Genomic DNA, 10,968 nt, shown 5'->3' on the forward strand with positions numbered 1-10,968 from the left:
AGGTTGAACTAGAGAAAGAACAACAGCGATCGCAAGAACATTCCCCTGCGCTGCAGCCTGGAGGTTCCTTTCAATCGTTCATCTAATATGGTTATTGAAGAAGAGATCAGAAATGATAGTGTCGGAGGGAATCATAGATGAAGAATATAGGTTATGCAGTTATTGGAGCGGGTTATTTTGGCGCGAGACTTGCAGAAATTATTACGACGATAGAAGGGGCTCGTCTTGTAGCCGTACTGGATCCCGATAATGGAGCCGAGGTGGCGGCAAGGCTGGGCTGTGACGTCGAGTCAGATCTGGATGCCATCTGCAGCCGTGAGGATGTAGATGCTGTTGTTGTCGCAACGCCTAACTACTTGCATAAGGAGCCCGTGCTTCTTGCAGCGAAATACGGCAAACAGGTTTTCTGCGAAAAGCCGATTGCATTGTCTTACGAGGATTGCAATGCGATGATCGAAGCGACAAAATCGAGCGGCGTCCTATTCGTTGCAGGCCATATTATGAACTTCATGAACGGGGTCAGAACGGCCAAGACCTTGATTAACGAAGGAAAGATCGGGGAGCTTCTATTCTGCCATGCCGAGCGGATCGGCTGGGAAGAGCCGCAGCCGACCTTTAGCTGGAAGAAGCTAAGAGACAAGTCAGGCGGACATCTCTATCATCATATTCATGAGCTGGACTTGGTTCAATTTCTGATGGGGCCTGCGAAGACGGCTTGTATGGTGGGCGGCAATGTAGCGCATAACGGAGAAGGCTTCGGCGACGAGGACGACATGCTGCTGATCACCCTTGAATTTGGAGCGGATAAATATGCAACGCTGCAGTATGGCTCTGCGTTCCGCTGGAATGAGCATTATGTGAAGATTAATGGCACCAAAGGCGCGATATTGATCGACCTTCAGGATGTGAAGGTGATCTTGAAGACCGAGGAAGGCGAAACCCGGTATCTGCTGCATGAATCGCAGGAAGAGGACGACGATCGGACGGCAATTTATAAAAATTTCGAGGTGGACAGCGCAATTGCGTACGGTAAACCGGGCAAAACGCCGCCGATGTGGCTGGATTCTATTATGAAGAAGGAAATGAACTATCTCCATTATCTCGTACAAGGCGGGCAAGCGGACGAAGAGTTCGTGCCCTTGATAGACGGCACTGCTGCCAGAGCGGCTATTGCTACCGCTGACGCCTTAACTTTGTCGCTGCAAGAGAACCGCAAGGTCGATGTTTCCGAGGTAACGGGATGAATACCATATTGGAACGTTTGAAGGGCAAATTGATCGTCTCCTGTCAGGCGCTGGAGGACGAGCCTCTCCATGGCTCCGTCCATATGAGACAAATGGCAGTGGCGGCTATACAAGGCGGGGCAGCAGGAATCCGCGCGAACAGTCCAGCCGATATTAGGGCGATCAAAGCGAGCGTCAATGTTCCGGTTATCGGGATTTATAAGAAAGTGTACCGGGATAGTGATGTGTATCTAACGGTGACGATGGAGGATGTAGAGGAGATCGTCGCAGCTGGTGCAGATATTATTGCATTCGACGCCACCAATCGCTTGAGGCCGTCGGGACAAAGCGCACGCGATTTCATTATGCAGGTGAAGGCTCGTTATCCCGAGATGCTGTTAATGGCTGATATCTCCACGCTTGAGGAAGGAATCGAAGCCGCGAGCTGCGGAGTGGATATCGTCTCGACGACATTCGCAGGATATACGCCTTACACGGCGCATATCCAAGCGTTCAGCTTCGAGCTGCTGGAAGGCCTATTGCAGCAGGCGGGCAAGCCGATTATTGCGGAGGGGAAGATCGATAAGCCGGAGATGGCTGCGGCGTGTATTGCACGAGGCGCATTCGCCGTTGTAGTGGGCTCCGCGATCACGCGCCCGCAGCTGATTACGCAATCTTATGCCAGACAGATTGATGCGGTTAGTGCCCGGTAAAATAACGTACAAGTGAACGGATCTCGCCACGCATACCTGTAAAGGTTGCGCACCAGGGCGAGATTTTTTATATGGGGAATGATCCGAAGCCCTGGCTCACGTGGGGCTTCAAAAATAGTCGAAGAACAACGGAATTTCTCGGGCGTATGAGTTACCTACACCAGCTAATGTAGGGTTTTTCTGTTGGAGCGGGTTTATAGGTTTAAGATTATTCGCGGAGAAACGTACCATAAGTAACGGCAAGTTTTTCCCGGAAAGGTGCTTTAAGCGGATCAGGCTTTCTAGGAGTGACTCCGCAGAGGAGATTGCGGCCATCCACGTTCAAGCTCATCCTGTTGCTTGCTCCCAAAAAGCGCCTAAATTAACCGTTACAACCTCGATAACCTCTTCCACCATCGACTCTAGCGTGCGGGATTGAGCCTCCCTGCTCCGCTGTAGGGCCGACCCGAATATGCCCCAACTGACCACAAGAGCCGTAGCTTCCAGCTTTTCTTGCGGGCCGCTCTGTTTAGGCCCCGATTGTAGCCATTGGAGCAGGAGACGATACAACTCCTTTTGCATGGCGTTCTCCAGCAGCGGCTCAAATTGCTTGTCTCCCGGCGTGAGGTACTGTCGAAATCGTACTAGAAATTGAAAGACGGTCTGAACAAGGACATACAGATTGTCCGGACTGAAGGCAGCATCATCCGGCAGTCTTTTTCTAAGAATGAGCTGAAACTTCTCCGTCATCCAATAAGCGAGAAAAGCGAATTTGTCTTCAAAATGGGCATAGAAGGTTGCGCGGTTGACGGCCGCTTGATTCGCAATATCGTGAACAGAAATGGAATAGATGTTTCTCTTTTCGTCGAGCAGATCGTTAAAGGCTTGAATAAACAACTGTCGGGTTCTCTTTACACGGGGGTCGCTTGGATTTACCGGCATGCTAAACCACGCTTTCTTCGGATCTCAAAAACAAACAAAACGGCGATTGTGTCGGGAAAGCAACGAAACCGGCCTTTTGCTGATTGTTGACCGGGCTCCGACCCTTTATCTTTTACTTATGCGATATATGGTTACACAAATCCGTATAGTTAGCAAACTTTTTTCAGAGAAGAAAGGGTGAGAGTAACATGCTTATCGTTACTGGAGCGAATGGGAAGTTAGGCAGGGACGTGGTCGAGCAGCTGCTTAAGCGCATCCCGGCTGAGCAGATGGGTGTCAGTGTTCGGGATGTGAGCCAGGCGCAGGATCTGGAGGAGCGCAGCGTACGTGTTCGTCATGGCGATTTCGTTGAGGCGGAGAACTTGCTGCATGCTTTTGAAGGCGCGTCGCAGGTTCTCCTTGTTTCAACCGGTATTTTGGGAGATGCGGGGATCCGTCAGCACCAAACCGCGATTGACACAGCAAGGAAATCCGGTGCCGGACGGGTTCTATACACGAGTCATATAGGCTCTTCTTCGACGTCGTATTTTCCGCCTATGGTTCACCATGCAGCGACAGAAGATTTGCTTGAAGAGTCGGGTATGCGCCACACGTCTCTTCGCAACGGTTTTTACGCTTCCTCATTGGTTGGATTAATAGGCGATGCCATCCAAACGGGCGAGTTGATTGTTCCCGAAGACGGTCCGATTGCCTGGACAACGCACTCGGATTTGGCCCAAGCTACTGCAGTGATCTTAACCGAGAAGAACTGGGATGGACCATCTCCGAATCTAACGGCCTCTGAAGCGATTGACATGGAGGGGGTTGCGGCGATGGTATCGGATATCGTCGGTCGGCCTATCTATCGAAAGGTCGTAACGGACGAAGAATATCGGGCGTATCTGACTGCACAAGGTTTTCCGGAAGTGCGCATTGCAATCACCTTGGGTTTATTCCGTGCCAGCCGTAACGGGGACTTTGCGCAAACGAGTAACGCTTTAGCTGACCTGATCGGGCGGCCTCCGTTGACGCTAAGAGACTTTTTAAAAGAGTCTTTACCTCTATAGACGTGCTGTGAATGCTATTTCCGGTTTATTCGTGCAAAGAAAGGGCGATCCAGCAAAGGATGGCCCTAAACTTGCCATTATAGACAGCGTGGTGAACTGTACCATAAATAATAGCCATTACCCACCTATCCATGTAAAAATAGCTGCGATCAATAAACCAACCCACCCAGGATGTCTGCCTTTTGTACCGATAAAGACCAAAGCTGAGCCTGCCAGCATAGTGCCAGCTACTATATTAGCAACTAATGAAAATGTAGTATCGTGCAAGGAGTGACGTGCAAGCCACAATAGGAGGAAAGCCATCCCCCACCCAAAGACCGTAAGCGCATGCCAGGTAGCCCAGATAATGCGCACATTAGATTCCCTCAACACACTACCTCCGTCAGTCGGTATGAAGCCACCGCGCTTCATCTTGCGGAATATTAAGAGCTCACCTAGCACACTGTGAATCAAGCCAACCACAAAGGTAATGATTGAAGCACTAAATATGAACCAATTCATATTAAAGTCCCCCCAGATTAGAAATCAGGTTTTAATTACAGCTTAGCATACATTTATAACAAGGGACCTCAAAGGATTAACGACAACTTGCCGTTACAACGATAGTGGATAAATTTTAATTTCTGTATAATAATTCAGATAGTAGTTTATACTTGAAAATTTATATTTTGAACAGGGAAGGAAGTCAACCGTGCTGTTTCGAAAAGCTGTTACAACCGATATACCGCAGTTAATTACATTTCGTAAGATATTGTTATGTCATGAGGACAACAGTAGTATGGATGAAACATTTAGCAACTACTTTGATTCCTCCTTATCAGACAAGTCGCTCGTTGTATGGGTTGCTGATGACGACGGAGTAGTTGTATCATCAGTATGTTTTTGCTTATGTCGCATGGCACCACGATTTGAAAATCCTTCTGGATTGGTTGCATACATGACTAATGTTTTCACAATCCCCAATTACCGCCGTCAAGGTATAGTATCCAAACTTGTTAGTGAAGCAATAGACGATTTGAAGTCACAAGGAATTAGAAAAATCCTGCTGCATTCGTCCGATATGGCTAAACCGATGTATGAAAGTCTTGGTTTTGTTGAAGGAGAGAACTATATGTCAATGAATATTTGATGCCAGAATCTTCTCTAATAAGCGCTCTCCATGCTAGCAGCGAACAAACGGTAGATCCTCTTTTACCAGGCAACACGAGGAGAATCATATTGGTGCATATTGTTCGATCTGGGAAGCGCTTGTTTGTCTCGTATTTATGCACTATATAGCGCCAATCCTCCCGCGCGGTTTTGTTTGCTCCTCGTCCGGTCATTTTATTAGCAAAACTAATGTATTTTATTGGAATAGTTAATACCCAATCATTACATATACGTGGTATTCTAATACTAATCCGAGTTTTTTTATGTGAATAATATAAATTGACATATTGGGGGTGATCACATGCTTTTATCAGAACGATTGCCATTGGCAGCAAGTTTGTACCCTGAGGCGCCGGCGCTTTTGCGTCATGGTCAGATCCTGACTTATGGGGAACTTTATCATCATGTTAAACAGCTTAGTTGCGCCCTGTATTCGGAGGGTCTCCGGCCCGGTGATCGACTTGCTCTTCTTGGGGACCCGGATCCCCAACTCGTTCTTGTGCTCTATGCTGCGGTTGAGATCGGTGTCATTCCGCTCGTTCCGTCCCCTTTGCTAACTGCAACAGAGATCGCAGCCATTATTGAGGATGCGGAACCGCTTGTCTTGATCCATGACAATCGTTATGCCGATACCGCTAACTCCACAGTACACCTTCTCTCTAAACCTCCGAAACTGTTTACAACGGAAGAAGGTTCCGCGACTTCTGCATCTCTGAGTTCTCTCCTACAGAAGGAGCTTGCATCACCTCCAGCCGGTGCTTGCAAACGAAGTGCAGATGATACAGCCGTTCTGATCTATACAGGCGGAACAACGGGTAGACCAAAGGGGGTCATGCATTCGCATCGTGGCATGTCGGCCTGGAATCAATTCACTCCATCGGTCGGGTTCGGTTATGATATGGGACGCCGTGTGCTGGTACTCAACATATCGCATCTTGTCGGGCAATTCCAGCTGTGGGCGACCATGGCATCCGGAGGCTGTCTGGTGTTTCTGGACGAGTACCCGGCCAACGTGCACCGCATACTGGACGCAGTGGAACGTGATCGGATTACGCATCTCAGCACGGTCGGCAAACTGCTTCGCGACCTTACACGCGAGGCGTCTGCAACTGGCCTGGATATGACTAGCCTGAAGGTGATCGGTTGCGGAGGATCCATCCTTGCATCGGAAACGCTGCGGGAATCGATTGCTCAATTCCCAGGAGCGTTGATTGTGAACAACTATTCACAGGCGGAATGCGGAATGTCTATCAGCCGGTTATTCCCCATCCATCATCTGAACGAACCGGCGCGTCTTCGATCCGTGGGCCGTCCAGCCGATCTAGCCGCCCAAGGAGAGCTGGCTTTTCAAGTTCGGATTATCGACGAGGAAGGCCGGGAGGCTGATATAAACGAGCCCGGCGAAATCGTTGTTCGCGGTGCGCAGACGATGATTGGGTATTGGCGCCGACCGGAGGCGTCTAATGAAGCGATGGCGGACGGCTGGCTTCGGACCGGAGACGTCGGCTGTCTGGATGCCGATGGTTATCTTTATGTATGGGATCGACTGAAGGACATGGTTATCGTAGGCGGCTCCAACGTATACTGTGCTGAAGTGGAGCAGGTGATCTCAGCTCATGAGATGGTTAGTGATTCAGCAGTAATCGGTCTCCCACTTCCCTGTGAAGGCGAGATGCTTGTTGCTTGCGTAGTTCTGCGGGACGGAGGCAGCTTGAGTTTGGAACAACTGCAGACGTTTTGCGAATCAAGTCTCGCAAGGCACAAATGGCCAACCCGGCTGTTCATCCTGGATACTTTGCCTCGAACGGTCGTGGATAAGGTGGACAAAAAGCAGCTGCGCAAGCAAGTTGGCCTGAATAAAGTTAATGAATGGAGCATGTTGGGGCTTGATGAGAGGCCAGGGCTAACCCCGTAAAACCATGTGAATAACTCCTTGAAATAGCAGCTAAATCTTAAGATTTCTTTTTGTATATCATGTTTTATTTAAGTGCCTACTTCCAACATATCTATCTTAGGTTTATTATAGTCCTAAGGTTCTACATAAAAAGCATGCATCAGCGAATAATAAGACAATTATTACAATTGTCGGAAATACAATTTGGATTATAAGGGGATGGGTTCCATGCCTACTGTTAAAAACTTTGACCGCAAAGTAATTTCTCTCTTGCAAGAGAAGATACAACTAATCCAATCGGAAGAAGGAGCCGTATATCTTGTGGGCCCCATTAAGCTCCCGGTTAACTTATTTGGGGAAACGGTTGAATTTAATTGGTATTGCTGGCTGAATTGCAAAGAAGTGACGGAAGACTTTGAGCGCATCATTGCCAAGTTATCTGACATCAATTTAGCGGAATTTCAGCAATCAAGTGTCCTTGTCTATGGGGATTTTCCCCACACGGAGCAGGCCTTGATCCGGTTTCACTCCATATGCCATACCGGAGATATATTCGGCAGCAAGCGATGCGACTGCGGCTATCAGCTCAAACAGTCGATGAAGCATATTGTCGAGCATGGCAGCGGTGCATTATTCTATCTGGCTAACCATGAAGGAAGAGGCATCGGGCTCTTTAGTAAAGCGCTGGCCTATATTCTTCAAGAAAACGGATACGATACCGTGGATGCCAATCTTCAGCTTGGTTTTGTTGATGATTCACGCGATTACAGCGATGCGATAAAGGTTTTGAAGGCGTTACGATCTAAGCCAGTTACACTGCTTACAAACAATCCGAAGAAATTAGATGCGCTCCTAGAGGCAGGTCTGGACGTTGATGACCGGGTGCCGCTTTGGGGAGATGTCTCCGAATATAACGAGAAATATTTGAAGACGAAAATTGTGCGGGCAGGGCACCTGAATGAAGGAGAGGGATGCTGCGATAATAACTAGACTAGCCACGAATTGAACATGAAGCTCGCTTTGCAATATGCGCTGGCTATGAAAGGGCAGACCGACAGGGTAGATCCGTCCGAAGTTTGCAAGTTTTAGGTGAGCTGCTCCACGGACTTTTCTCTACAAATCTGAATGCCTGCCAAAGTGCAGGCATTTTCGATTTCTAGTCCACTGAAGACCGCATGCCTGCCCTTTCGCAGGCTTCTGCCTCTACCTGTTGAGTTGAAGTCAGCGCCAGCTTCAAAATTCCATCATAAGCCACGACGGCACAGAATGGCATGATGAAGATGACATACACCGCCGTAATCATGACAAGAGCGGTAGCGATCAGCAGCGGCGACATTTCAAGCAGCACAGAAAGCGGTGGTGGCAAAGTGACCTCAACGGATGGTACAATCGTGGTGCCTGTAGGAAGCTCAGGCGAGTTGAGTCTGCCCGGAGAGGTAACGATTCTACTGAAGATGATCGCTCGCAAGAGTAAGCAAGCGGGTTAAGTAAAAAGGAGGAACGGGAATGTCACATATCGTTGATTTTAAAAACGTGTCTACGGTTGGTTTAGAGTCTTCACCTGTAGTAGAAACGCTTGCTGGTTTGCGTGCTAATGAAGCCCGTTATTTTATGACCAAATACAAGCATGAGTTCACGGTTGTACCGGCTAGTGAAAGTCAGGAGAGCCTTGATTATGTGAACCGAATCCTGAAAGAAGAGCGTAATATTGAGTTTGCGGCCAAACCTTTGGAAACGTCGCGTTTTCAAGTGGAAAATATCAAATTTACCTACGTCTTTTATGAGGACGGGCTTGCGATCAATGTTATGTACACGGTGGATGACCCTAAGAAGCGGGCCGTTGGTTTTAAGCTTTCTGAGGGGATGGAGATACCACAGGAGTTAGAAGGGAAGTTTAAGTTCGCTAGGCAGAAGTCTAAGCTGGCTGGAACAATTCGAGGCTCGTTTTTTGTAATCAAAGGAGAATATTAAGTAAACAAAAGCGCATGTGAAGGAATATATGAACAGAGGGTGTTCCTTAGCTATTCAAGGCTTGGGGGACACCCTCTTCCCCGGCCCGTGACGAACAGTCGCAGCAGGTCGAGCAGCAGGCGGTTATGATCGTATTGAGGATGCGGCAAGGAATATGGCGCAAGTAGAGAAAGCTACCTATGTTCTGATTCCCGCAGTTCATGGAAAGTTTAAGGGGATAGACGAATTAAGATCGTCCCATTATGAGGGGTTGTCCCGAAACCATTTTTGGATATCTCTGCCCCCGTTTTGCATGTAATAAAGGGTTGAAAAAAACCTTCAACTCCACTTTTATAGTGGTTATGAAGGTTTTTTTGTGCATTTTATGGGTTGGACTCACTCAAACACTGAGACATACGAAACACGATATGCGAGCTACCAGGCGAAACATGCGAAACCGCATTTATTCTCTCGTTTCTAGCCCCATAAAGGTAAAATGCCTGCCAAAGTGCAGGTATTTTACCTTAGTTCTCCATCGAAGGCCGATTTATCCTCACATTCATGCATGATCGTAGGAATTTAACCAGTATGGCGTCTTGCAACCGAAATTCATGCACATTCGCAGGAATCCTACTCTGTCACTCTACAGAAATCTTAAAGAGCGAGGAATGCTGCTTGCATAATCAATGAGCCATTGAGGGACAGTAATACAAACATCATTTACCATGAAAGAGAGATGAATCCATCTGCTTACGGCTGTTTTCTTAATGATTACTTGTGTCATGTATGCGTTCATCTATCTGATCGACACGATCGGTTTGGAGAAGAATGAGATTATGGGGCTTGCGGTTAATACAAATTATTTCCAAATCTCCATATATATCATTGGCTTATCCTATTGCATCTGGAAAGATTGGCGCGGTATTGCCGTGAGGAACCAGAATTAATCGACAGGAGGTAGCGAAATGAAGGAGGCGAAATTCGTCGTCTCGCCCGTGCAGTTATTCGCAGTTATCATATTGTTCGATCTGGGTAGCGCCATCGTCATGAATGTGGGATCGTCAGCTAAACAGAATGCCTGGATCGCGATTGCAGCAGCCACCGTAATCGGATTGGGTCTATTCGGCTTTTACCGAATATTGCAAGCCAGACAGCCTTCCTATGACCTGTTCGAGCTTGTCCGATTATCGTTTGGGCGTTGGCTCGGGAGCTTTATCATCGCTATGTATGTCGTTTATTTTCTATACGTTGCGGCGAGAGTAATGCGCGACTTTCTCGAATTGTTATCGAGCGCAGTGCTTGAGAATACCCCGACCGAGGTGCTTGCATTTTCATTCTCGATGGTCATTGCATATATGATATGGCTGGGGTTCGGCGTTATTATCAGAACGGCCGAATTCTTTTTCCCCATTATCATGGGCATTATCCTCGTCCTGTTCCTATTGATTCTGATTGACCGGGATTATCAGTTCTTTTATTTGAAGCCAGTGCTGGGGGATGGACTGATGCCTGTTTGGTCTGCGATCTTCCCGACGCTAGTAACGTTTCCTTTCGGCGAATTGATTGTTTGTCTCGTATTTATGCAATACTTGGCGCCAGCCTCTCGCGCAGGAAAAGTATCCAGCTTCGCTATCGGCATTTCCGGATTGATTCTGGCGGGTACGGCAGTTCTGGAGACGATATCGCTTGGTGTGAAGATGAAGGAGCGCACGAATTTTCCTTTCCTGGTTACGGTGCGGGACGTTTCATTCGGTTATTTCTTTGAACGGATGGAAATGGCCGTTGTCTTCGTTATGTTGATTACGATTCTTGTGAAGGTGTCTTTGTTCCTGTTCGGTGCGCTTAAAGGAATCGAGCATTTGTTCCGGGTACCCTACCGCACGGCTGCATTTCCTGTCGCGTGCCTGGCAGCTATATTTTCGATCAAGATAGCAGATACGTTTGCGGAGCATACCCTTGAAGGACTATCGTTCGTGCCTATGTTCATACATATTCCGATGCAGCTTATCATTCCGTTAGCCCTGTTCATCATACTGGTAGTGAAAAGAGCCCGACATCGTTAAGAAAGGTGG

General features: G+C 47.9%; 12 protein-coding genes. 10 read left to right on the forward strand and 2 right to left on the reverse strand.

Annotated features, from left to right (window positions below):
* The first annotated feature begins 137 nt into the window (after positions 1-137).
* Both K0T92_RS13440 and K0T92_RS13445 read left to right on the forward strand, forming a co-directional pair.
* Positions 138-1,244 carry a Gfo/Idh/MocA family protein gene (locus K0T92_RS13440; RefSeq protein ID WP_219872994.1) on the forward strand — a complete coding sequence of 369 codons (1,107 nt, stop codon included), beginning with the start codon at positions 138-140 and terminating at the stop codon, positions 1,242-1,244.
* An 8-nt stretch (positions 1,245-1,252) separates the two neighbouring features.
* Entirely contained in the window at positions 1,253-1,936 is a 684-nt protein-coding gene (locus K0T92_RS13445) for an N-acetylmannosamine-6-phosphate 2-epimerase (RefSeq protein ID WP_343223706.1), read from the forward strand.
* A gap of 327 nt (positions 1,937-2,263) precedes the next feature.
* Here the strand turns inward: K0T92_RS13445 and K0T92_RS13450 are convergent, their stop codons facing one another.
* Positions 2,264-2,812 carry a TetR/AcrR family transcriptional regulator gene (locus tag K0T92_RS13450; protein ID WP_246628138.1) on the reverse strand — a complete coding sequence of 183 codons (549 nt, stop codon included), beginning with the start codon at positions 2,810-2,812 and terminating at the stop codon, positions 2,264-2,266.
* Between the two features lie 233 nt (positions 2,813-3,045).
* On the opposite strand from K0T92_RS13450, the gene K0T92_RS13455 reads away from it, so the two are divergent.
* Positions 3,046-3,903 carry an SDR family oxidoreductase gene (locus tag K0T92_RS13455; protein ID WP_219872997.1) on the forward strand — a complete coding sequence of 286 codons (858 nt, stop codon included), beginning with the start codon at positions 3,046-3,048 and terminating at the stop codon, positions 3,901-3,903.
* Positions 3,904-4,020: 117 nt separating this feature from the next.
* On the opposite strand, the gene K0T92_RS13460 is transcribed toward K0T92_RS13455, so the two are convergent.
* A complete protein-coding gene (locus K0T92_RS13460; RefSeq protein WP_219872998.1) occupies positions 4,021-4,404 on the reverse strand; it encodes a hypothetical protein in 384 nt (127 codons plus the stop codon).
* A 190-nt stretch (positions 4,405-4,594) separates the two neighbouring features.
* Between K0T92_RS13460 and K0T92_RS13465 the strand changes: the two genes are divergently transcribed.
* The 7 genes from K0T92_RS13465 (at position 4,595) to K0T92_RS13495 (ending at position 10,959) form a co-directional block, all read left to right on the forward strand.
* The gene (locus K0T92_RS13465; protein WP_219872999.1) at positions 4,595-5,032 is read left to right on the forward strand and encodes a GNAT family N-acetyltransferase; all 438 of its coding nucleotides are present in this window, start codon (positions 4,595-4,597) and stop codon (positions 5,030-5,032) included.
* A 321-nt stretch (positions 5,033-5,353) separates the two neighbouring features.
* A complete protein-coding gene (locus K0T92_RS13470; RefSeq protein WP_219873000.1) occupies positions 5,354-6,967 on the forward strand; it encodes a class I adenylate-forming enzyme family protein in 1,614 nt (537 codons plus the stop codon).
* 207 nt (positions 6,968-7,174) lie between these two features.
* Entirely contained in the window at positions 7,175-7,936 is a 762-nt protein-coding gene (locus K0T92_RS13475; RefSeq protein ID WP_219873001.1) for a GTP cyclohydrolase II, read from the forward strand.
* A gap of 281 nt (positions 7,937-8,217) precedes the next feature.
* Positions 8,218-8,433, forward strand: a complete 216-nt coding sequence (locus K0T92_RS13480; protein WP_219873002.1) for a hypothetical protein — start codon at positions 8,218-8,220, stop codon at positions 8,431-8,433.
* A 19-nt stretch (positions 8,434-8,452) separates the two neighbouring features.
* Positions 8,453-8,917, forward strand: a complete 465-nt coding sequence (locus K0T92_RS13485) for a phage tail protein (RefSeq protein WP_219873003.1) — start codon at positions 8,453-8,455, stop codon at positions 8,915-8,917.
* A gap of 746 nt (positions 8,918-9,663) precedes the next feature.
* On the forward strand, positions 9,664-9,843 hold the full coding sequence (locus K0T92_RS13490) for a hypothetical protein (RefSeq protein ID WP_219873004.1): 180 nt from the start codon (positions 9,664-9,666) through the stop codon (positions 9,841-9,843).
* A gap of 18 nt (positions 9,844-9,861) precedes the next feature.
* Positions 9,862-10,959, forward strand: coding sequence for a GerAB/ArcD/ProY family transporter (locus tag K0T92_RS13495; RefSeq protein WP_219873005.1), 1,098 nt, complete (start codon positions 9,862-9,864; stop codon positions 10,957-10,959).
* Positions 10,960-10,968: the final 9 nt, after the last annotated feature.

The organism is Paenibacillus oenotherae (genome assembly GCF_019443105.1).
GTDB classification, from domain to species: Bacteria; Bacillota; Bacilli; order Paenibacillales; family Paenibacillaceae; genus Paenibacillus_Z; species Paenibacillus_Z oenotherae.

Coding starts and splice junctions, on each gene's coding strand:
- K0T92_RS13475 (WP_219873001.1), top strand. CDS start 7,175: ATGCCTACTGTTAAAAACTTTGACCGCAAAGTAATTTCTCTCTTGCAA.
- K0T92_RS13440 (WP_219872994.1), top strand. CDS start 138: ATGAAGAATATAGGTTATGCAGTTATTGGAGCGGGTTATTTTGGCGCG.
- K0T92_RS13460 (WP_219872998.1), bottom strand. CDS start 4,404: ATGAATTGGTTCATATTTAGTGCTTCAATCATTACCTTTGTGGTTGGC.
- K0T92_RS13495 (WP_219873005.1), top strand. CDS start 9,862: ATGAAGGAGGCGAAATTCGTCGTCTCGCCCGTGCAGTTATTCGCAGTT.
- K0T92_RS13490 (WP_219873004.1), top strand. CDS start 9,664: ATGATTACTTGTGTCATGTATGCGTTCATCTATCTGATCGACACGATC.
- K0T92_RS13455 (WP_219872997.1), top strand. CDS start 3,046: ATGCTTATCGTTACTGGAGCGAATGGGAAGTTAGGCAGGGACGTGGTC.
- K0T92_RS13470 (WP_219873000.1), top strand. CDS start 5,354: ATGCTTTTATCAGAACGATTGCCATTGGCAGCAAGTTTGTACCCTGAG.
- K0T92_RS13485 (WP_219873003.1), top strand. CDS start 8,453: ATGTCACATATCGTTGATTTTAAAAACGTGTCTACGGTTGGTTTAGAG.
- K0T92_RS13480 (WP_219873002.1), top strand. CDS start 8,218: ATGATGAAGATGACATACACCGCCGTAATCATGACAAGAGCGGTAGCG.